At 48.3% G+C, this 21,925-nt stretch carries 22 protein-coding genes; 6 read left to right on the top strand and 16 right to left on the bottom strand.

Features of this window, described 5'->3' with window-relative positions:
- Nucleotides 1–95: 95 nt before the first annotated feature.
- From PCH02S_RS27650 to PCH02S_RS27690, 9 genes are all read right to left on the bottom strand, one after another.
- Nucleotides 96–1,847 (bottom strand): response regulator, encoded by a 1,752-nt coding sequence (locus PCH02S_RS27650; RefSeq protein WP_127457331.1) that lies wholly within the window; start codon nt 1,845–1,847, stop codon nt 96–98.
- 51 nt (nt 1,848–1,898) lie between these two features.
- Nucleotides 1,899–2,273 carry a response regulator gene (locus PCH02S_RS27655; RefSeq protein WP_127457332.1) on the bottom strand — a complete coding sequence of 125 codons (375 nt, stop codon included), beginning with the start codon at nt 2,271–2,273 and terminating at the stop codon, nt 1,899–1,901.
- 87 nt (nt 2,274–2,360) lie between these two features.
- Complete coding sequence (locus PCH02S_RS27660) at nt 2,361–2,750, bottom strand: gamma-glutamylcyclotransferase family protein (RefSeq protein WP_127457333.1); 390 nt, start codon at nt 2,748–2,750, stop codon at nt 2,361–2,363.
- Between the two features lie 151 nt (nt 2,751–2,901).
- Nucleotides 2,902–3,189, bottom strand: a complete 288-nt coding sequence (locus PCH02S_RS27665) for a CD3324 family protein (protein WP_127457334.1) — start codon at nt 3,187–3,189, stop codon at nt 2,902–2,904.
- Between the two features lie 939 nt (nt 3,190–4,128).
- On the bottom strand, nt 4,129–4,890 hold the full coding sequence (locus PCH02S_RS27670; protein ID WP_127457353.1) for a LamB/YcsF family protein: 762 nt from the start codon (nt 4,888–4,890) through the stop codon (nt 4,129–4,131).
- 76 nt (nt 4,891–4,966) lie between these two features.
- Nucleotides 4,967–5,953 (bottom strand): 5-oxoprolinase subunit C family protein, encoded by a 987-nt coding sequence (locus PCH02S_RS27675; RefSeq protein WP_127457335.1) that lies wholly within the window; start codon nt 5,951–5,953, stop codon nt 4,967–4,969.
- The gene (gene pxpB / locus PCH02S_RS27680; RefSeq protein WP_127457336.1) at nt 5,943–6,731 is read right to left on the bottom strand and encodes a 5-oxoprolinase subunit PxpB; all 789 of its coding nucleotides are present in this window, start codon (nt 6,729–6,731) and stop codon (nt 5,943–5,945) included. Before pxpB ends, PCH02S_RS27675 begins: the two co-directional genes overlap by 11 nt.
- Nucleotides 6,728–7,531, bottom strand: a complete 804-nt coding sequence (locus PCH02S_RS27685) for an alpha/beta hydrolase (RefSeq protein WP_246069277.1) — start codon at nt 7,529–7,531, stop codon at nt 6,728–6,730. Before PCH02S_RS27685 ends, pxpB begins: the two co-directional genes overlap by 4 nt.
- Nucleotides 7,532–7,691: 160 nt before the next feature.
- Nucleotides 7,692–9,290 (bottom strand): bifunctional metallophosphatase/5'-nucleotidase, encoded by a 1,599-nt coding sequence (locus PCH02S_RS27690; RefSeq protein WP_127457337.1) that lies wholly within the window; start codon nt 9,288–9,290, stop codon nt 7,692–7,694.
- 153 nt (nt 9,291–9,443) lie between these two features.
- Here PCH02S_RS27690 and PCH02S_RS27695 point away from each other — a divergent pair, with 153 nt between their 5' ends.
- Together PCH02S_RS27695 and PCH02S_RS27700 are read left to right on the top strand one after the other, a co-directional pair.
- On the top strand, nt 9,444–10,436 hold the full coding sequence (locus tag PCH02S_RS27695; protein ID WP_127457338.1) for a phosphate/phosphite/phosphonate ABC transporter substrate-binding protein: 993 nt from the start codon (nt 9,444–9,446) through the stop codon (nt 10,434–10,436).
- A 187-nt stretch (nt 10,437–10,623) separates the two neighbouring features.
- Nucleotides 10,624–10,872 carry a hypothetical protein gene (locus PCH02S_RS27700; protein ID WP_127457339.1) on the top strand — a complete coding sequence of 83 codons (249 nt, stop codon included), beginning with the start codon at nt 10,624–10,626 and terminating at the stop codon, nt 10,870–10,872.
- A gap of 61 nt (nt 10,873–10,933) precedes the next feature.
- Here the strand turns inward: PCH02S_RS27700 and phnE are convergent, their stop codons facing one another.
- The 3 genes from phnE to PCH02S_RS27715 form a co-directional block, all read right to left on the bottom strand.
- Nucleotides 10,934–12,508, bottom strand: coding sequence for a phosphonate ABC transporter, permease protein PhnE (gene phnE / locus PCH02S_RS36775; protein WP_127457340.1), 1,575 nt, complete (start codon nt 12,506–12,508; stop codon nt 10,934–10,936).
- Entirely contained in the window at nt 12,505–13,278 is a 774-nt protein-coding gene (gene phnC, locus PCH02S_RS27710) for a phosphonate ABC transporter ATP-binding protein (protein WP_127457341.1), read from the bottom strand. Before phnC ends, phnE begins: the two co-directional genes overlap by 4 nt.
- 186 nt (nt 13,279–13,464) lie before the next feature.
- Nucleotides 13,465–14,490 (bottom strand): HoxN/HupN/NixA family nickel/cobalt transporter, encoded by a 1,026-nt coding sequence (locus tag PCH02S_RS27715; RefSeq protein WP_246069278.1) that lies wholly within the window; start codon nt 14,488–14,490, stop codon nt 13,465–13,467.
- 172 nt (nt 14,491–14,662) lie between these two features.
- On the opposite strand from PCH02S_RS27715, the gene PCH02S_RS27720 reads away from it, so the two are divergent.
- From PCH02S_RS27720 to PCH02S_RS27730, 3 genes are all read left to right on the top strand, one after another.
- Nucleotides 14,663–15,499: a sensor histidine kinase gene (locus PCH02S_RS27720; RefSeq protein WP_127457343.1), complete on the top strand. Its 837-nt coding sequence runs from the start codon at nt 14,663–14,665 to the stop codon at nt 15,497–15,499.
- Nucleotides 15,500–15,501: 2 nt separating this feature from the next.
- Nucleotides 15,502–16,173 carry a response regulator gene (locus PCH02S_RS27725; RefSeq protein WP_268597372.1) on the top strand — a complete coding sequence of 224 codons (672 nt, stop codon included), beginning with the start codon at nt 15,502–15,504 and terminating at the stop codon, nt 16,171–16,173.
- A gap of 96 nt (nt 16,174–16,269) precedes the next feature.
- Nucleotides 16,270–16,899, top strand: coding sequence for a YcnI family copper-binding membrane protein (locus PCH02S_RS27730; protein ID WP_127457344.1), 630 nt, complete (start codon nt 16,270–16,272; stop codon nt 16,897–16,899).
- Between the two features lie 62 nt (nt 16,900–16,961).
- Here PCH02S_RS27730 and PCH02S_RS27735 read toward each other — a convergent pair whose 3' ends face one another.
- Together PCH02S_RS27735 and PCH02S_RS27740 are read right to left on the bottom strand one after the other, a co-directional pair.
- On the bottom strand, nt 16,962–17,444 hold the full coding sequence (locus PCH02S_RS27735; protein ID WP_127457345.1) for a dihydrofolate reductase: 483 nt from the start codon (nt 17,442–17,444) through the stop codon (nt 16,962–16,964).
- A gap of 30 nt (nt 17,445–17,474) precedes the next feature.
- Nucleotides 17,475–18,419: a thymidylate synthase gene (locus PCH02S_RS27740; protein WP_127457346.1), complete on the bottom strand. Its 945-nt coding sequence runs from the start codon at nt 18,417–18,419 to the stop codon at nt 17,475–17,477.
- Nucleotides 18,420–18,745: 326 nt separating this feature from the next.
- Between PCH02S_RS27740 and queF the strand changes: the two genes are divergently transcribed.
- The gene (queF, locus tag PCH02S_RS27745; RefSeq protein WP_127457347.1) at nt 18,746–19,246 is read left to right on the top strand and encodes a preQ(1) synthase; all 501 of its coding nucleotides are present in this window, start codon (nt 18,746–18,748) and stop codon (nt 19,244–19,246) included.
- On the opposite strand, the gene PCH02S_RS27750 is transcribed toward queF, so the two are convergent.
- Both PCH02S_RS27750 and PCH02S_RS27755 read right to left on the bottom strand, forming a co-directional pair.
- On the bottom strand, nt 19,243–20,490 hold the full coding sequence (locus tag PCH02S_RS27750; RefSeq protein WP_127457348.1) for a sensor histidine kinase: 1,248 nt from the start codon (nt 20,488–20,490) through the stop codon (nt 19,243–19,245). The two genes, queF and PCH02S_RS27750, sit on opposite strands and share 4 nt — an antisense overlap.
- A gap of 173 nt (nt 20,491–20,663) precedes the next feature.
- Nucleotides 20,664–21,925, bottom strand: a 1,262-nt coding sequence (locus PCH02S_RS27755) for an S-layer homology domain-containing protein (RefSeq protein WP_164819765.1), incomplete at its 5' end; no start/stop codon positions are given.

The following is a 21,925-nucleotide window of genomic DNA, read 5'->3' on the forward strand; positions in this document are numbered from 1 at the left end:
CTCTACCAGAAAGTGGTGTAGTCGCAAAATGGTCAGCCCCTATTTGAGGTGAAAATAATAAAAGAGAGCGGACATACGCCCTGCTCCCTTGCTTGTTAGATAAAGTTCATCAGTTTTTTGACACGAACTTCCAGCTCCACGAGTGAGAAAGGTTTCGTCATATAGTCATCAGCGCCCATCTGATAGCCTTTGAGCATATCGTCTTCCTTTTTCTTGCCGGAAAGCATAAGCACCTTCATGTTCGCATTCGCGGAGCGCTCATCCTTCTTAATCTGATCTAACAAGGAAAAACCGTCCAACCTAGGCATCATGCCATCCAGAATACACGCATGATAGGTCTTTTCCTGCATCAAGCCGAGCGCCTCTTCACCATCGGAAGCATGTGTGATGGCAATCGGTAGATGCTCCAAATGAGAAGTCAGAATTGCTCTTAAGATTGGATCATCGTCAACGATTAGCAAACTTTTCTTCTCAGGAAGAGGCGGCGACGCCGATTTGTTCGGATCGCTCTCTTTCTCTGCTGAAGCGCATATTACGCGGTTCCGGCCCTGCTGTTTGGCTTGATACATTGCTTCATCTGCCTTAGCCACCCAATCCGCCACGGACAACCCTTCCCGCCACTGGGCAACTCCTGCAGAGAATGTGATGGAGAAAGGTTTCCCCTCATAGTGGGCAACCGGATTCGAGCTAATGATGTGCAGAATGTTCTGTATCGTGGAAAACGCCTGTTCCAAAGAGGTGTTCGGCAGGGCAATTACGAACTCTTCACCGCCGAAACGCGCCAGTAAATCCGTTGAGCGCAAATTGGTTTGCAAGAGATGAGCCAAGCCTTGCAGCACCAAATCTCCCACGTGATGTCCATACGTATCATTGATTCTTTTGAAAAAATCAATATCGATAAACACAAGCGAAATCGGAGCGGGATACCGCTCAATCCGCTGCAGCTCCATGCCAATCTGAAGGTCGAAATATCGCCGGTTGAACACGCCGGTAAGCGGATCGCGGAAGGCCAACTGCTCGAAATTTTTCGTCCTTTTGAGCAAACCATAGATCCTGGCGGCTAATTCTTCATACTGAAAGGGCTTGGTGACATAATCGTCAGCCCCCAGATGGAAACAGCGGACTTTATCGTTCAAATCATTGCGCCCTGATAGAACAATGAGAGGCAGCCATTTCAACGTTGGATCTTCTTTGAGAAACTCAAACAGCTCATAGCCCGATTGCGGATGCATCATAAGATCAAGCGTCACGAGATCATAGGTGTGTGTACGCAATAATTTCATAGCGGATTCCACATCAGCAGCCTCATCGACCACACAATCATCAAGCTGAAGACGCCGGGTCAAATACGAACGCAGCACTTCGTCATCATCGACAAGCAGCAAACGGCTTTTCAACGTTCGAAGCATAGAACCTCCTGTGGGATCCTTCTGCTCGTCCATTTGGATCTCCGTCAGACAGATATCGTATTCCATATTCATATCGCGAAGAAGCCCGAGACTGCGCTCTGCGTTTTCTTGAACCGGGTTCGTCGATGTCAACGACAACGCCTGATCCGCATCAATGGTTTGCGTCCATTCCCATAGGCGCACCAATTCCTCCGCCAGCCGGCCAATCCTCTCATAGCCAAAAATCGGCGCACTGCCCTTCAGCGTATGGATAATGCGATAGAACCGATTCAAGCCATCGATTTCCGGCTTAACACGAACGGCATCCAGCAGGGTCTCTAGCTCTTTCAACTGCTTTTCAAACTCGCGAATGAACAGTTTTCTGCCTTGTCTTAGAATTCTTGCATCTTTATCCGATTCTGACCTTGGGCCCTTTGGCTCTAGATTCGTATGATTCATGACGGACAATCACCCTTTTTACAAATAAAATTAATCTCTATAGATTTCGAATCAACTCTCCAATAAATGTCCGACCGTATCTAGAAGTTGAAGCGGGCTGAACGGTTTCACAATATAAGTGGTGACGCCGGCCGCTTTGGCCTTCTCTTTATCTTTGTCCAAGGCTTTCGCTGTTAAAAGAATAACAGGCAGGTCCCGGTTCGCGTTATCGCTCTGACGAAGCCACTCGCATACTTCAACACCCGTACGCTCCGGCATCATATAATCAAGGATAACCAGATCGAACGATGCCTTCTGAAGCTGTTCAATGGCTTGCTGACCGTCCTCCACCTCCGTAATTTCATATCCTTCATCGGATAACGTTTCTGTAAGCAGGAAGCGGAGTGCAAGCTCGTCGTCAGCCAGCAATATTTTATATATAGACATACAGGTCACCTCTATTAAAATATGACTTTAATTATAGCATCCTGCTCGAAGGCAAGATAGGAACTTGTCGAATAAAGTCAAAAAATATTATTTCATTCGCGAAGCATCGTATTCTTTCCACGATGAGCCGTTAATTTCTTTAAGTCCTTCCACGAAGGGATAGATATAAACCCAACCTTCACGCTCTCCGTTCACATCTTGGATCCAGACGCGGTCATATTCATTATTGGAGGCGCCAGGACCATAATAACCTTCCAGGACATCCATCGCTTGCAGGCCTTCTTCCGTCACTTCCAACCATTCCCCAACAACATGCTGCTCCCCATAGCCTTCCGTTAGCAAGAGCGCAGGATAAGGCCCAACATCAAATAAACGGCCGAAAATCGTGCCCGATTGCACGGACTGCACAAAAGGAGCCGCTACGAAATGGTTACTCTCTCCAACAAGCAGTGTGCCGTAGACAAATACAGATATCATGAAAACTCCTCCTGTCGAATTATGTAATTTATAAGGTTGATTTTAAATTCGCTAGCCATCTCCCCGATCCCTCTTCAAAACATCCAACCTTTTACAATTTCATGTAGAGCCGGGCAAAGAAAAAAAGCAACATCCACAATGGATGCTGCTTCTATGCTTGATTAGCTGTTAACTCGCGCGTCTTCACAATAATTTTGCGAATGCTGTCTTCCGATAAATGAAAGACCTTGATTAACTCCATCACTGTGGAGCCTGTTTGGTACAATCGGAAAATTTCTTGATTTCTACGCTCGATAATAATGCGTGTTCCGTTATTTTCTCCCCATCCAGCGCGTTTCTGCTCTTTCTTAGGGATATATACGATTTCACCTTGGATATATTCTTGTAATTGTTTTAATAGGTTAGGGGGAAGAACGTCTTTCCCGTTCTTGTAACTCATGGATGAAAACCTCCTCAAATTGTCGCAAAGATTAAACTTTGTTCGGATTTGCAGAGAGTAATCTCATCGCCCCTAAACCTCATACCATTCTTATCAAAATGGAATAAAAAAAACACGACCATAATCGTGCCTGTCGGTTGTATATGCAATTATACAAATTCAGGTGAACGGTTATTCCACGAATGATATTCAGTTAGGAGACGATTACCTCTGCGGCGGCCGCAACACTCATCGCTACTGTCATTGTCATTGTGTTCATTAAAAAACACTCCTTTCACCTAATATTGGGATTGTATTACTTGAGTTGGAGAGCAAAGTCTCTCCTTCACTGCTGTGTGTTCACTTCGTGTTCACAATTCTCATTATATGTAAAAAACATCTCGCTGTCTACTCGTAAGTTAAGAATATGCGGGAGCCCATAGGGCCCCCGGTTGTAACGATGACCTCTGCTTACGCAGAGATCACCTCCGCTTTTGTTGTAATCACCTTGATCACTCCTTTCCGAAGTTATTAGCTGGCCGGCTACTTCTCTATTTACTCATAATCCTACCCCATTCTCAAGTGAAAGAATCGTTATAAGGATTCTTTCCTAGGCGGGTGTCTGGGATTAAACGGAAGGGTGGCGGTGGGTGGATAAGTGCAGGGGCTGGATGCGAAGAGTGTGGTGGTGCAGGAATTGTGGAAAGTGAAGGAATGTGGGCCTGAAAGGAGTGTGGCGGAGTGCAGGGACTGCCCCTCTAAAGGCTAACGGACCTGGTTGCCGCTATTATAGTGTTTTTGCTGGTTGAGCAAGGGCTAACGGACTGTACAGCCGCTATCTGCTGATTTTAGGGTGGATATCAGCAGCTTTCAGGTAAATAACGGCACTTGAGTCCGTTAGATCCAAATTTCATCCTAAAAGTGGCAGATAGCGGCATCTCAGTCCGTTAGAGTCACGGATCAATGCCCCAGCGCCGTCACCGCGATGCCGCCGCGGTTCAGCAGCGCGCGGATATCGCGCGCAAACTCCACGGCGTGAGCACCGTCGCCGTGGATACAGATCGTGTCCGCGCGCATGCTCAGATCCTCTCCCTCCTGGGAGAGGACCTTCCCCTCGCGGACAAGGCGCACCACCTGCGCCGCTGCATCCGCGGCGCTCTCCAGCAGCGCCCCGGGCTGATCCCGGGGCGTCAGCGTGCCGTCCCGCCGGTAGGTGCGGTCCGCGAAAGCTTCGCTCGCGGTTCGCAGCCCCGCGGCGGCACCCGCCCGCAGCAGCTCGCTGCCGGGCGGTCCGAGCAGCGTCAGCTCCGCGCTGACGCTGAACGTCGCAGCCGCAATGGCCGCGGCGAGATCATGGCGCTTCGCCGCCATGTGATAGAGCGCGCCATGCGGCTTGACGTGCTGCAGGCGCCCGCCTTCGGCGTGGACGAACGCCTGCAGCGCCCCGAGCTGATACAACGTCAGCTCGTAAGCCTCAGCCGGCGTGATGGCGATCTCGCGCCGGCCAAAGCCCTGCAGATCGGGGAGTCCCGGATGGGCCCCGATCGCCACGCCTTTGCGCATGCACAGCTGTACGGTGCTGCGCATCGTGGCAGGATCGCCTGCGTGGAATCCGCAGGCGATGTTGGCGGAGCTGACGAAGTCCAGCAGCTCCTCGTCACGCCCGAGGCGATAAGCGCCGAAGGCTTCGCCCATATCACAATTTAAATCTATACGCAGCAAACTCACTTTTCCATCACCTTTCATAGCTCCTATACTTTACTTAGTATCTCGTGTGCTCTTATCTGCATTTTTCAAATCATCCACGATCCCTAAACCAAGCCTGCACGCCAGCTTCCAGCAACCGCATATCCATAGCCTGCAGCAAAAGCTGCTCCTGGGCTTCCCTCAAGCTAACCTCGCGGAAACGCAGTTTGCCCCCTGGCTTCATTTGAGCGATTAGCGGCAGATGAGCCGTAATGACATGGGCAATGCGCGGGTAGCCGCCTGTTGTCTGGCAGTCAGAAAGCAAAAGAATGGGCTGACCGCTCGGTGGCACCTGAATCGTGCCTGGGACAACGGCTTCCGAAATCATCTCATGGGAGATACCGCGTTTTAGCGAAAGAGGTTTTCCTTCCAGCCGATATCCCATTCGGTCCGATTGCGGGGTAACCGTGAAGCTTCGAGCCAGAAACTTCGCTTTGACCGATTTCGCAAAATGGTCCGCTTCCTTGCCCCATACAATACCCACAACCGGGTTGTCTTCATAATTAGGCCGAATAAAGTGAGTGACCTCACCGGAAACAGACCGGTTGTAGAAATTAGCGGCTGCTTTCCCCGCACTGCCCAGCTTCAGTTCATCTCCCGCTTGAAGCGCTCTGCCTTCATACCCGCCAATCCCTGCCCGGAGATAAGTGCTTGTGCTGCCCATGCTGACATTCGCTGCAAAGCCCCCATGCACGGCTAAATAAACTCTGCAGCCCTTCACCGCATAGCGGAAGCCCAGTTGTTCGCCTTTTTGGATGAAAAAAGATCGCCATAACGGCACTCTTCTGCCTTCCACATCCGCCTCCAGATCAGCTCCACACAAGGCTATCAGCATATCCGATTGCGCGACCATGCTCGGTCCGTTCAGAGTAATTTCTAATACGGCGGCATCGGCGGTATTTCCTACAAGAATGTTAGCCGCTTGGTGGGCAAAAAGGTCCATAGGACCCGATGCAATGACGCCAAATTTGCGGTATCCATAACGCCCTTGATCCTGCAGAATCGATAACATTCCCGGCTTGATGATTTTAAAGCCCATGTCCCAGGTTCCTTTCAGCGGTAAAATGGAACTGCTCCGGCGTGATGGCGACGAATTTCACCCGATCTCCTACCTGCAATAAGGACGGAGTCGCGGATTGCGGCTGAAATAAAGCAAGCGGCGTCCGACCGATCAGGTTCCACCCGCCTGGCGTTTCAAATGGATAAATGCCGGTTTGCGCGCCGCCAATTCCTACCGATCCAGCTGGTATACGGGGTCGGGGCACTGATTTTCTAGGTGTAACCAACCGCTCATCCATCCCGCCTAAATACGGGAAACCCGGCGCAAAACCAATCATATAGACCGGATAGATTTGTGCAGTATGCAGGGCGACGATTTCTTCCTCTGTCAGACTGTGATAAGCCGCTACTTCCGCAAGATCAGGACCATATTCCCCACCATAACAAACGGGAATTTCGATATGTTTCTCTATCTGAGGTGACTGCTGTTCGTTTGTGAACTCAAAGCCGCCCAAGCACCGCACTATATGTTGGAGAACCTTGTCGCAAGGGAGCATATAGTTTTCCCCAGCAGGGTGCACATGTTTGCGGTGAACCTCCGCTTCAGAAAAATGCTGATATACCACGACCGGATCATAATAAATCGTAATCGTCGTATAGGCGGGCACCATTTCTATATAACCTGCGAAAGGGCGCTTCTCCAGATAGGCCGTCACTTGCCGCACCAGATCTAGCGTTGACAGCTCAATGCTCGTGCCAAGCGTAAGTACGATGGCCGAATCCCCAAGATGATGCCATTCGTAATGGAGCTTCGTCATGCAAATTTCTGCTTTTTCAACCAGTTTGCGCAAAGTTCAGGCCATATATAGGCTTCATCGTGATCAGTCGCCATGCCAATGCCATGCCGTCCGCTCTCAAAAACATGCAGATCGTACGGCACTTTATGACGGCTAAGCGCCATGGCAAAAAGCAAGCTGTTCTCGACAGGAACGGCGGCATCGTCGGCGGTGTGCCAGAGAAAAGTCGGCGGTGTATCCGACGATACTTGTTTCTCTGTGGATAACAAAGTCACCAACTTCTCATCCGGTGCCTCGCCTAACAGGTTCTTTTTGGAGCCCACATGTCCAAACTCATAGAAGGAAATGACAGGATAACAAAGAATTAAAGCGTCCGGACGGCTGCTTTGTCTCTCGATAGGATCTTCTGCTTCTTGGTTCCCGGCATCAAAAAGCGTACCTGCGGAGGAAGCCAAGTGACCGCCTGCGGAGAATCCAAGGATCCCTAGCCGATTCGGATCAATCCCCCATTGCTCTGCATGGTGTCTTACCGTTCGAATCGCTCTTTGGGCATCTCGGAGCGGAATTGGATGTTCATAAGGAGCTACCCGGTAGTTTAAAACAAAGGCCGAAATCCCAAGTCCATTAAGCCACTTTGCGACAGGTTCGCCTTCATGGGGCGCACGCCTACCGTAGCCGCCTCCGGGACATACTATAACGGCAGAGCTCAAGCCTTCGCTTGCTACAGGATACAAAGTCAAGCTCGGGCATCCTTGGTTTTCCTCACCGATGCTAATCTCGGATGCTCCGGGCCATAATTCGATTGTGGTTGCGCTGTTCACTCAAGAAACCTCCTTTATTTATGTGCTATGCTAATCATATCGAATCCCCCCAAGTTCGCATAGGTAGGATTTTACAAAAAATTAGGACCTTGCCTTGATTCTTATGTGGAAAGAAAAAAATAAGACGGCGCAGGATAACCCTGCACCGCCTTTTTCATTGCTACTCTGTATCCCAAATGACTTCCCAATTCCCATTCACGCTGGCTTCAATCGTACCTCGCTCCATAATATACCCGGCAAGAAGCTCCGCAACATCCGTCGGAATATCTTTAATTACGGGCTTATCCTGGAACATGGCGTAGTTGCCTCCGCCGGCTGCCCTGTAATTATTCATCACTACATCGTAGGATGCCTCAAGGTCCAGCGGCTGCCCGTCATAATCGAGCTGTACGACACGTTCTCCAATTGGGCGGGAGATGTTCAATTTATACGTAATGCCTTCCCACATATCATAATTGTAATGCTGTGGCTTCGGCTCTCTAAACTTGCTGCTGACCTGAACTTCGCCGCCAGGTGACAGTTCGAAATATTCCGCGGACTGTTCCAAGGCGTCCTTGATGTCTTGTCCGGAAATCCGAATCACTTTCAACGTATTCGGGTAAATGTAATTGGATACGATGTCCCTCATCGTAATATCGGAAGGAAAACCCGGCGATACGTTATCAAACAATGCCGTATTCGAAATGGGCGCTCCGGACAGCTCCATCTGTACCCGATTGATGAATTCGATCAGTGCGCTGTCTTTCAAGCGGGTCTGCATGGGATCTTTCACGAGCATATCGCCCGTGAGCTTGCCGATCGGTTGATCCAGCCACTCTTGCGTTTTCGCTTCATGGGTATCTACAAGCTTCAAAAGCTTCTGGTCTGCTTCAACACCCGTTACGGAGAGCAGCTCGGATGTCTTGGTATCGATCTGCCATTTGCCTTCCACCAATGAAAGCTCCAGCTTCACTTTCCCAAGCGTAACGCCAGCCGTTCCCGGTTGCACAACAAGGACGCCATTGATGCTTTGCCCTGCAATGCTCCGGTGCTGGTGCCCGGTCAGAAGCACATCCACCCCTTCAACTTCCATACAAAGCTGATAGCCCTGATTTTCACCTGTCAAAGGTTCCGTTGGTTCCCCTGTCTCCAAATGTCTTTCAAAGCCGCCATGATAAGAGACGACTACAACATCCGCTCGCTCTTCTTCCTTAAGCACTCTCACCCACTTGTGAGCTGCTTCTACAGCATCCACAAACTGCAAACCGGCGATGTGTGCAGGGTTTTCCCAATTTGGAATATACGGTGTCGTTAATCCCAAAATACCGATGCGAACACCTTCAGGAAGTTCCTTGATGATATAAGGTTTGCCTAAGAACGGCTCTCCGCTTGCGTCTACAATGCTTGCGCACAGCCACGGGAACTCGGATTCCTTGACCGCTTTGCCAAGTACATCAAGACCATAATTAAACTCATGATTCCCGATTACAGCAGCATCATAGCCGATATAGTTGAGTCCGATCACCATCGGATCCATCGGCTCGTTATCCAATCTGGCATGATGGTAGGCCAGCGGAGTGCCTTGAATGAGATCCCCGTTGTCGATGACGATCACATTGGCTTCCTTCTTCCGTTCACCTGCTACCAATGCCGCTATTTTGGCTAAACCCACATCGTTGGGCAAGTTATTCGCGTAATGCAAAGGCAGCATATTGCCATGTAAATCGCTTGTTTCCAGTATGGTTACTATACTTTTCTGCACCTTACCAGGTTGAGTCAAGTTCCCCACTCCACAACTTTTTATTTTGTAAATACGTACATAACAATTGGCAGTTTAACAAATACTTCACACTATCTTCCATATCCCTTATGTTAATGTTATATTACATCTTAGATAAATAGCAAATAAATTTAAACGGAGGTCAAAAAAGTAATGAAAAAATTAACAGTGATTACCCTTTCCATGATGGTTGTTGCCACAGGTCTGCTTGCTGGCTGCGCAAAGAAAGAAACACCGGCTCCATCCGCTTCAGCAGGTGCAGCAGCGAGTGCTTCTCCGGCAGCAGCAGCTTCCGCTAGTCCAGCTGCAGCAACGGGTTTTGTTCCAAAAGAACTTAAAGTACAATTCGTTCCTTCCCAAAATGCGGAGACGCTTGAAGCGAAAGCCAAACCACTTGAAAAACTTCTTGGGGACAAGCTGGGTATCCCGGTTAAAGTATCCGTTTCAACTGACTACAACGTTGTAATCGAAGCTATGGCTTCCAAACAAGTTGACGTTGGCTTCCTGCCTCCGAGCAACTATGTTGTTGCCCATGATAACCGCAAAGCGGCTGATCTGCTTGCCCAAGCGACACGTTTCGGCGTTGACGATGCAACAGGCCAACCAACAAAAGATCTCGTGAATTTCTACAAATCCGAAATCCTTGTGAAAGCAGATTCCCCTATTAAATCTGTAACTGACTTGAAAGGCAAAAAAATGGGCTGGCAAGGTGTTACTTCCGCAGCTGGTTACGTTTACCCAGGTCTATTGTTGAAAAAAGCTGGCGTTGATCCAGTGAAAGACGTAACAGGCGTACAATTCCAAGGACATGACAAAGCGGTTATCGCGCTTCTTAACGGTCAAGTTGATGCTGTCGGCGTATTCCAAGACATTCGTACGAACATGATCAAAGATTACCCAGACATTTTCAAACAAACGAAAGTTCTTGCTTTCTCCGATAAAATCCCTAACGATACCATTGCTGTTCGCTCCGATATGGATGCAGCATGGAAAAAGAAAATCCAAGACGCTTTCCTAGCACTTGGTACGGATCCAGAAGGCCAAAAAATCATTTTTGATGTTTACACACATAAAGGTTATGTTGTAGCGAAAGATGAAGATTTCAACATCGTTCGTGATGCGAACAAAGAAATGGGCTTGAAATAAGCCGATCTAAATCAAGAGGCTGTCCCAAAGTCATCCATTGACGGAGGGATAGCCTCTTTTTTTTTCAATTCTACGTATTTCCACGCTTGCATACTATGGATGTGGCACGTCCGGTAAATTTTTTTTTACTTTTGCATGACAAACGTTTACTTGAACTTGTCATATATCATAGTGGGGTGAAAATGGAATGTTCGAAAAGCTTATTAGCAGTAAAAATGAAGTCTCCATCCGGTGCGGCAACGACGAAATTAGAGGAGTTATTACGCATTACTATTCAGCCTTCCAACTGTTGAAAATAAGAAACATCATGATTCCCCTGGAGCTAATCGAACAGATTGAAGTCCTGGAACCGACAAACAGCTCAGCCGGATTATCAAAACTTAGCCGCAGTTCTCTTCGTTTAGTAACCCGCGAGAGGCTTTCAAGTCAAGTGTAACAGACATACATCATACAACGTGCATAACAAAACAGACGCCGCTGATGCGGCGTCTGTTGCTTTATACGATGCGTTTACGAAGCGATCCTGAAATGTAGTCAATAATTGAGACGGTAATGATTATCCCGATCAGGATGATCCCTACGCGCGGCCACTGCCTTGCATTCAGCGCGAAAATAAGCGGCGTACCGATCCCTCCGGCACCAATGACTCCAAGCAAGGTTGCGGAACGAACGTTGATCTCGAAACGATATAGCGTATACGAGATGAAATCAGGAATGACTTGTGGAATGACGGCAAAGGCCATCCGCTGCCAAATATTAGCGCCAACGGCGTTCATCGCCTCTGTAGGCCCCATATCCATATTTTCAATGGCTTCGGCATACAGCTTCCCGAGCATCCCTACGGAGTGCAATCCTAAGGCCATTACCCCGGCATACGCATTAGGTCCTACAGCTTTGATAAAGATCAAAGCCATAATAATTTCAGGAATCGTACGAACAATACTCAAGAACAATTTCCCTGTTCCCGAGACGGCGCGGAAACGGCTCATATTCGCTGCAGCCCAGAAGGCAAACGGCAAACAGACAATCGCCGAAACGAAGTTCCCCAAGTAGGAAATCGATAACGTTTCAAGCAAAGAACGAAGTAAATCTTCGCCTTCCGGAATATAGACATACGCCCAATCCGGATGAAACAAACCGGTAATCATGGCTTTCGTCAAAATCCAAGTTGTTGGTTGAAAGCCTGTTAACTCCAGACCTGTCAACGACCAGATGAATAAAGCGATAACCGCGACCCATCCTACAATTTTGTAAGTGCGCGCACGAGATTCTGACATTGGCTTTGCGCTGCCCTTCAGCAGGTAGGAACGGAACCGGGTACTTACCAAATCAATAATGACAACAACGATCAACGTATAAATGACAATCGCACAGGACTGATCGTAACGGAACAGATCCAGCGTGTTTTTGAGCAGCAAACCGATACCGCCGGCTCCTACCAAACCTAGGATCGCGGAGGCGCGGATACTGACTTCAAACGTATACAGGAAATGAGCGAGATACGTAGGTGCGACCTGTGGCAGAACGCCGAAACGAATCAGCTTCAGTTTATTGGCACCAACGGCTGTCATCGCTTCCAGAGGGCCTGGATCAATCGCTTCCGTCGATTCATATGCAAGCTTGGACAAAATACCGAACGTGAAGAAAATCAGCGCGAGCGTACCTGCTGTGGGGCCAAAGCCTACCAACACCGCGAACAGTGCAGCGTACAGCAGGTCCGGAATCGTGCGAAGCAAGTTCATGATCAGCCTGGCCGGATAAAAAAGCCATGGCGTCGTTGTTACGTTACGTGCTGCAAGAAGCGCCATTGGGTAAGCGAAAATAGCTCCAACAGTTGTACCAATAATGGACATTTGGATGGTTTGTGCCATCGGCTTCCAAATATCAGCGAAAAACGCCCAATCCGGCGGAAACATTTCCCCAATGAATTTGAGGATTTCCGGTGTTCCGGTAACCAGCTTCGAGAGTGTCGCGTCCGTCTGATAGATGCTTCCGATCAGGAACAAGATCATGATGATGGCTGTGAGATAAATCTTCGTTCGAGGAGGTCTTTTGACAGACGTCACACTCATCCCTCCTGCACCCCCAACAGCTCATCTTTCTTAATGGCACGGCCATAAATTTCGGAGAATACCTCGTCTGTCGCTTCAGCAACGGGTCCGTCATATACGACTTTACCTGCACGAAGGCCGATAATCCGCGTTGCGTATTCACGCGCAAGATCAATAAAGTGCAGGTTAACAACCGTTGTGATACCCAGTTCCGTGTTAATGCGTTTCAGATCATCCATAACCTGTCTTGTAGTTAAAGGATCCAAGGAGGCAACAGGTTCATCCGCCAAAATGATTTTGGCTTCTTGGGCAAGCGCCCTCGCGATGGAAACACGCTGTTGCTGACCACCGGACAATTCATCAGCGCGTGAATAGGCCTTCTCCCGAATATTCACTCTTTCCAGTGCTTTCAGGGAAAGCTCGATATCATGTTTAGGGAACAAACCAAGGATAGTACGTAATGTGGAGTGATAACCTACGCGACCAGATAATACGTTGCGAAGAACCGTGGAACGCTTAACGAGATTGAAGGTTTGGAAGATCATCCCGATATCTCTGCGCATCCGGCGTAATTCCGAACCATTTGCTTTTGTGATCGATTTGCCATCTATCAGAATTTCTCCGTCTGTCGTCTCATGCAAGCGATTGATTGAACGCAATAAAGTAGATTTCCCTGCGCCTGAGAGGCCAACGATCACAATAAACTCTCCCGGGTTAATCGTCAAATTAATGTCGTTCAGACCCACAGTTCCGTTAGGATACACCTTGGAAATATGTTTAAACTCAATCATATAAGTCCTACTTTCTTTAAATGGTATCAAAGATCAGACCAAATTAATTCAACGAAATTCGTCAAAATCCTTCTTTCTATGATAACCTTTAGAAAATATTCATATTCCATTGTTCACCATGACAACAAAAGAGCCCCGGAATATGATCCGAGGCTAGTCATAATTACTTATTTTCAAACTTTAGAACTATACTTTAGCACGCCAGCGCTCCTCGATTTTCATCCCTTTCCACACTGCAATGGAGACGATCCACGCAATGACGAACAGGGCGACGAGGATGAAGCCCAAGGTGCCGAAATCAATATCCTGCAGCCAAGTCCAGAAGGTGCCTTCCATGCCGAATTCTTCCGAGAGCACCTGCCCCAACTCAATGACACCGATAATTAAAGCGGCGATGACGGCTAGAGCGGTTACAGTCAAATTGTAATAAAGCTTGCGCACGGGCGTGTGGAAAGCCCATTTGTAGGCCTTAGTCATGAACATCCCGTCAGCTGTGTCAAATAAACTCATGCCTGCTGCAAATAGCAGCGGAAGTGAGATGACGCCGATGAACGGAATGGCATCTTTGGCCGCATGGGCGGAAATGGCTAACAGCGCAATTTCACTAGCCGTATCGAAGCCCAGACCAAAGAGAAAACCTAGCGGATACACATGCCAGCTTTTGCTGATGAAAGAGAACAACGGTTTGATCATGCGGGCAATGAAGCCCCGGGATTCCAACAGCTCTTCAAACTCATTGTCATCCTGCTTGCCGCCGCGAAATTTGACGAATAGCTTATATAAGCTTATTAGAATAATCAAGTTAATGACACCAATGATAACTAGAAAAAGCCCGGATACCGAAGCGCCGATAACGCCTCCGAAACGCTGCATCCATGGAAGCTCACGCTCCGCCCATGTCACCGAAAAAGCGGTCACAATCGACATGAGGAAAACGACCGAAGAATGACCTAGCGAGAAATAAAAACCGACGCCTAAGGGGTTGCGTTTCTGTTGAACAAGCTTGCGCACGGTATTGTCAATGGCCGCGATATGATCGACGTCAAAGGCATGCCGCATACCCAGCGTATAGGCAAGCAGTCCGATCCCCCAAAAAGCAGGAGACGTTTTGGCCACCGAATAAAGGCCAATAAGGCCTAATATATGGAGAAGCAAGATAAAGCCTATGTATCCGCCCCAGCTTTTCCGCTGCTCCAGCAATGATTTCCACATGTGGTATACACACAACCTTTCCATTCGTGCTACGATTTATTTACAATGTAGCACACGTGTGCGTGACTTGAATAGCATTTTGCCTAATTTATTGTGAAGATCTCTAACATTTATTTGATATAATAGTATCCGTTCCAAAATAATGAGCTATGTAAGGAGTGTAAACGATCTGATGTCTCTTCGTCTTTTTAAACTTTTTACCATTTTCGTACCTGTGGTCATCATCGGCGGCTTTGAATATATACGCCACGAATTCCTATTAAATTACTTAACAATGGAAGCCGGCAACTTCTCCATTACCGTTATTACGCTGCTGCTCTCGTACCTCTTCGCTTCGTGGATGTTTCAAAGCATTGAACGCAGCAATGAGCAGCTTACCATGGGCGAAGCCCGCAGAGCCGTCTACGAAGAGCGGGAACGTCTCGCCAGAGAGCTGCATGACGACTTGGCTCAGACGCTTTTTTTCCTCAACGTCAAGTTAAAGCAAGGTGATTTGGAGGAAGCCAAAGCCGCCGTATCGGAAATCGACAACTCGCTCCGGCAGGCGATTTTCAATCTTCGCACGCCGCCTGAAGAAGGAACCGGCCTTGAGCAGCGTATCCATAAGTTTCTGCACGACTGGCGGATGGTGACGGGCATCGAGCTGCAGGAGGAGCTGGAAATTGAGGAGAACAGCTTCACTCCCGCAGAGGAGGTACAGCTTTTCGGCATCATCCAGGAGGCCTTTACGAACATTCGCAAACACTCCATGGCAACAGAAGCGGCAATCTTGTTGGAAGCTCATCCGGATGCCTGGAAGCTGCATATTACGGATAATGGCCGTGGACTTCGGCATACTGAAGCAGCAGGCAAGAAATATGGCATTGAGTTGATGCAGAAACGGGCGTCTGATTTAGGCGCCACCTTCGAATTTAAGGCAAGAGGTACCGGCGAAGCACAAGCAGGAACAGGAAGCGGAGACACAACCGGAACCGAACTCACTGTGCAAGCCGCAGATAGGAGGAACTGATTTTGACATCCACACAACCCTTCCGTGTACTTATTGTAGATGATCATCCCTTGGCGCGAAAAGCGATCCGCAGCATGCTGGAGCCTGTGGCCGACTTTGAAATTGTAGGGGAAGCCAGCAGCGGTGAAGCTGCGATTGTGCAGTGTGGTGAAGTCGCGCCCGATGTGGTATTGATGGATATTCATATGTCTCCTATGGATGGACTTGAAGCGACACGGCGCATCAAACAAGCCTATGGGACGATCCGAATCGTCATGCTGACGGTTTCCGACGATGTGGCCGACCTCTTCACGGCCCTGCAGTTCGGAGCCCAGGGCTATTTGCTCAAAAATATGGACCCTGATGAGTGGCTCACCTATCTTCGTGCCCTACTCGACGACAATTCCGATGCCGCCCGGGGGATGGCAGACAAGCTTTTCCAACGGTTTCGCGCACCGGTTGGGAATTTGGCGGAAGGTCCAACACCGAGCATGCTAACCTCTCGGGAGCAGGAAATCACCGCCTATGTCGCCCAGGGAGACAACAATCGGCAGATTGCTGAGAAACTGCTTATTTCGGAGCATACCGTCAAAAATCATATGAAAAATATATTGGTTAAGCTCGGGCTTGAGAACCGGGTGCAGCTAACCGGATTCGCCATTAAGCACGGCTTGACACGAAAAGGACAAAACTAGTCGAAAAAATAGCCCACTAGAGTCATACTCAGATGCTTACCAAACAGGTAACATGGACAACATGAGAAGAGTTGATTCGAAAGGGGAAAATGTTCCATGTTTAAAAAATTGATGTTAAACGCAAGTATCCTGCTGGTCGGTTCCATGCTGCTAATCGCTGGCGTCGCCAGCGCTCACGTAACGGTTTATCCGAAAGAAGCTACACAAGGCAGCTACGAGATGTTTACGGTTCGTGTCCCATCCGAGAAAGATATTCCTACCGTAAAAGTGGAAGTGAAGTTCCCGATGGACTCCGTTGCCGTTTCCCGTTTTGAGCCAAAAGCCGGCTGGACATACGAAGTCGCCAAAGATTCCGCTGGTAAAATTACCGGCGTTACCTGGAAAGCAAGCGGAGACGGACTCGCGAGCACGGAGTTCGGCGATTTTAATATGCAGGGTAAAGTAGCGGACGCTGCTACTCAAATCGTTTGGAAAGCTTACCAAACCTACAAAGACGGCAGCGTCGTGGAATGGGTCGGCGCAGACGGCTCAGACAAGCCTGCTTCCGTTACGACGGTAAAGGCCAAAGCCGGCGCTGTCACGGACAGCCATGGGAACGTCGTTGCTGGCCAAGCTGCTGCTGAAAGCGGGAGTTCCAGCTCCAAAACACCTCTCTACCTTTCCATTGCAGCTGTTGTGCTTGGGGCATTATCCTTGATCGTTTCGTTCACAAGAAAACGCCGCTAACCCGGCTATAACAAAAGGCCTTGAGTTCTCCGTCAGGATTGACGCTGAACTCAAGGCCTTTCTTATGCTCTTTGATAAATCCGGAAGTAATACTCGTACGGATTTTTCTCGTTCCGTTCCCCTTGTTCACTTGAGACCAAGGTCCACTCAGACAAGTCCAACTCCGACATGTACGTGTCCGCTTCAAACTCGTGCTCGATGAATGTTATGTACATCCGATCAACCTTTTCTGCGAACAGACGAAATATTTCCGCGCCGCCGATGACGAAAAGCTCTTGATCTTTGAACGCTTGAACGGCTTCATCGACGGAGTGAATGACCTCGCAGCCCTCCGCCCGAAACTCCGTATTCTGCGTAAGAATCACATTGCGTCTGCCTGGCAGCGGCCTTCCGATGGATTCGTACGTCTTGCGCCCCATTAGAATCGGATGACCCATCGTCACAGATTTAAAAAATTTCAGATCACCTGGCAAGTGCCAAGGTAATGTATTGTTCACACCAATGGCCCGGTTGCGGTCCATGGCAAAAATAAATGAAATACTCATAGCTGGTGCAAACCTCCTTTCGTAACACGTCTATACCGCTACTGGCGCTTTAATCGTTGGATGCGGATTGTATCCGATCAACTCGATGTCGCTGACATCGAAATCGAACAGCGATGCCACATTTTGATTCAGCTTCAGCGTTGGCAATTCCTTCGGTTCACGGCTCAGAAGCGTATGAATCTGATCAATATGATTCGTGTAAATATGAGCATCGCCAATGGTATGGACGAACTCCCCTACGCCTAGTCCGCACTCCTGTGCGATTAGGTGCGTAAGCAGCGCGTAGCCGGCAATGTTAAAAGGAACGCCCAGGAACGTGTCGGCACTGCGCTGATATAACTGGCAGCTCAGCTTGCCACCAGCCACGTAAAACTGGAACATCGTATGACACGGCGGCAGCGCCATGCTCGGTACATCCTCAGGATTCCATGCGGAGACGATAAGTCTGCGGGAATCCGGGTTCGTTTTGATCATATGGATGACCTCTTTGAGCTGATCGATCGTTCCGCCCTGCGTTGTCGTCCAGTCTCTCCACTGCTTGCCGTACACATCTCCGAGCTCGCCGTATTGCTTTGCAAATGCCTCGTCAGTCAGTACCTTATCTACGAAACTCGCCATTTGCTCGTCATACTGAACCTTGAATGCTTCATCCTGCTGAGAGCGCAGCCCAAAATTCGTCATATCGGGTCCTGTATAATCTGCGCTTTCAACCCACTTTTTAAAAGCCCATTCATTCCAAATATGATTGTTATGCTGCAGCAGATAGCGAATATTCGTATCTCCTTTAATAAACCAGAGCATTTCACTGGCGATTAACCGAAATGGCACTCTTTTCGTCGTTACAAGGGGGAATCCCTCCGAAAGGTCAAAACGCATCTGCCTCCCAAATACGGACAACGTCCCCGTCCCTGTTCGGTCTTCCTTTTTAGTCCCGTTTGCCAATATATCTTGTAGCAATTCCTGATAGGCTTTCAAAGCTAACGAACCTCCATCCTATAATAAAAGGCATATCCATCTATTTTACCATTCCTGTCCCCTCAGTGGTATCTGTAAGTGCGGACAATTTCTCCACGAAATCCCAATCTCTCAGAGATGCATTTTTGCGGCAGTTATGGTACTATTTGCTCCTAGAAGAGGTTCGCAAACTCCCTCTATGATAAAAACTTCCATCGCAGTCATTCGAAGCTGAGCGACCGCGTTCAGAGGTTGTTTTTATCGCCAATAAGAATTTGTTCTATTTGAGCTCAACGGAACTTTTTAAATTCTTATGTGGTAAAAAAACTATGAAAAGAGGATTCATCATGTCTGCAGGTAGAAGCAATGAAGATTTAAAAGAGATCACCCTCCTCGGAAATCAAGGAACGAAGTATGTGTTCAACTATGATCCGACGGTGCTGGAAGCATTCGATAACAAACATCCGAACCGGGATTATTTCGTCAAATTTAATTTCCCTGAGTTCACGAGCCTTTGTCCCGTCACTGGACAGCCGGATTTCGCAACCCTCTACATTTCCTATATTCCGAATATCAAAATGGTAGAGAGCAAGTCCCTTAAGCTGTACATGTTCAGCTTCCGCAACCACGGCGATTTCCACGAGGACTGCGTTAACATTATCATGGATGATTTGATCAAGCTTATGGAGCCTCGTTATATTGAGGTTTGGGGAAAATTCACTCCGCGCGGCGGCATTTCGATCGATCCGTATTGCAACTGGGGGCAGCCCGGTACGAAGTTTGAAGCGATGGCCGAGCACCGGTTGATGAACCACGATATGTATCCGGAAAAAATCGATAATCGTTAATTTTGCTGCAGGGGTAAGGTAATTGTTACTGTCGTACCTACGCCTTCTTCACTCTCATAAACAATTTTGCCGTTCATCGTCTCGATGATTCGGATGGTAACAGCTGTCCCAAGTCCCGTCCCTACATCCTTCGTGGAATAAAAAAGATGGCCGATGCGGGACAGCTGATCTTTGCTCATTCCTCTGCCGTTATCGTAAATGCTGATCTGCACTTCACCAACCATCCCCGTCAAACATACCTTCACTTCACCATTCGCCTGTGTAGCTTCAATCGCGTTTTTAATCACATTCACCAGCGCTTGCTGCAATTGCCCCCTATCGGAATGAATATAGATGTGCTCGTCGACATGACAAGTAAGCTCTACGCCATTTTTCATCGCCATCGGTGTTAGCAAGATCAGGATATTCGTTAGCACATCCGAGAAAGAAAAGGATTCCAACTTCGTTAGCTTAGGTTTGGAGAAATTTAAATAATCACTGATAATCGTCTCGGCCCGCTCCAGCTCCTCCAAGGCAATGGTCAGGTACTGTTGATTTTTGCCTAGTTCGCTTGGGCGCATGAGCTGGAGAAATCCTTTTACAACCGTTAGTGGATTACGAACCTCATGAGCGATAGAAGCAGCAAGTTCACCTAAGGTTTTCATTTTTTCAGCTTTTTGGATTTCCGCTTTCATTTTCGCATGTTCTTCATTCAGTTCCAGCAGCATCGTGGAGAACCAAGTTCCCAAAATCGTGAGGATTCCGAATGCAGTGATGGCGGGAATCATTCGATAATCCAGAGGTTCGCCGGAAAACAATGAATACGAAATTAATATCATGAGCATGACAAGCAGCGGTCCCAGGGCAACCACAATAGTAGCCTTAATCCGCGAGTTCCCTGTCAAAGCATTAACTTTGAACGAAGCAAGCAAGGGAATCATGAACGCAATCGTCATACTAATATATCCAAACAAAAGCGCATCGCCACCAAGGTAAGTACGCGTCATAATGATCATCACATAGTTGATAAAGCCTGCTTTCCGTCCCATGTACACAGTTGCGATGACCATAGGAACGTAGCGCAAATCCCAAAATAAGTTAAGATCTTCATAAGAAAAAAGCAGACAAAGCGAGGATGCCATTCCATACAACAGCCCCATCACAATGGGAGATTTTGCGTAACTCCAACGTTCGCCAAAAACGCTCTGCAATAAAACAGGAGCAAGGACAATCAGGATGTTCAGAAATAATTTCTCTAGTAACATAGCTCCTCCTACACCTACAGCCACTCAAATTCTTATCCCTTGTAACTTCTGCAAAAACCAGGATATTCCCTTTTTTAACCATTGGATTTTTCTGGATAACTGCCATAAAATAAAAAAACTATGACGGAAGCACCTCATTCGAAGCCTTCAGTCATAGCTTATTTAACTTTGCGTTAATTTGTAAAAGTCAATATTTGCAGCAACCGAAGCAGCATGACAGCGCTTTGTGCCCGTGTAGCTTCCTTATCGGGGTCAAATGAAGATGAGCTTGTGCCTTCCATTAGCTTTAACTTGCCAAGGTGATCAATCGCCTCTTGCGACCATGGCTGAATTTGCTTTTGATCCTCATAGGAAGGCGCCTCCCCTTGAACTTTCTGCTCATTATACCCCGCTGCCAGTAAAGCGCGACTCATCATAACCGCCATTTCCTGGCGGGTAATCGTTTGTTCCGGACGGAACGTCCCATCCTCGTAGCCAGTAATAATGCCTGCTTTCACAGCGGCGTTTACAGCATTGTTGTACCATTCTTTAGTATTCATGTCTTTAAAAGAGGCGTCATCACCCGAGGACTTGATGCCCAGTGTCCGTACGATCATTGCTGCTAGTTCTGCGCGGGTAACGGGTTGATCCGGACGGAATTCCTCTTTGGAAATGCCTTGGACGAGCCATTTGTTGGCCATTTGCTCAATTTCGTTTTTCGCCCAGTGTGTGGCTGTATCCCCAAACGAAACCTGATTTTCGATCAGCATAAACGTGCCGTTACCACGACCATAAATCGTAACTTCCCCTGCTTGAACGGTAAAAGGAACCGGCTCATAGCTGACATTGCCATTGGCATCTTGTACAACCCTGACGGCAGCCAAGTTACGCTCAGTAAGCGTTCCATTCCCTACTTTTAGCGTATATGGCACATACTGATTGAAGTCATGGATGTCCACGGATTGGCCATCGTTCAGAACTGCCTTCATGGAGAAATCCATCGAAGTTACGACCTGGAGTCCGGCAGCTTGGGCTTGTGCCGAAGCGGAAGCATTTGTCTTGATAGCAACCTCAAGCGTCGCGAATTGCTCTGAAATTAGCTGCTTTACAGGAAGCTTGAGGCCTCCTATTTGTGAATCAATCCTCACCGATGGCACTTCAAGCAGCTTATTGAGCGCGGATCGCGTCAAGTTGACCTGCACCTGCTCCATGCTGTCCGGTGTCTCTACCGCAAGTGTGACAGGTCCGTTCCTTTGTGCTTTGGTGATCGCCTCAAGCGCCTGTGTATCTACCGAAGCTGTAACGATCGTTTTGCCGTTTACTTCCGACACTTTGGTGCCTAGCTTAGCGGAAGGTGTTGAAATCGGGCCTCCAGGAGCGGAGCTGTAAGGAGATGCGCCTTTGTCTTCCCTGTCGTTTGCGTTTCGTGTTACTGTCAGCCGGTACGTTTTCGTTA

Origin of the sequence: Paenibacillus chondroitinus NBRC 15376 (assembly GCF_004000765.1) — a bacterium.
In the GTDB taxonomy this organism is placed as follows: Bacteria; Bacillota; Bacilli; order Paenibacillales; family NBRC-103111; genus Paenibacillus_E; species Paenibacillus_E chondroitinus.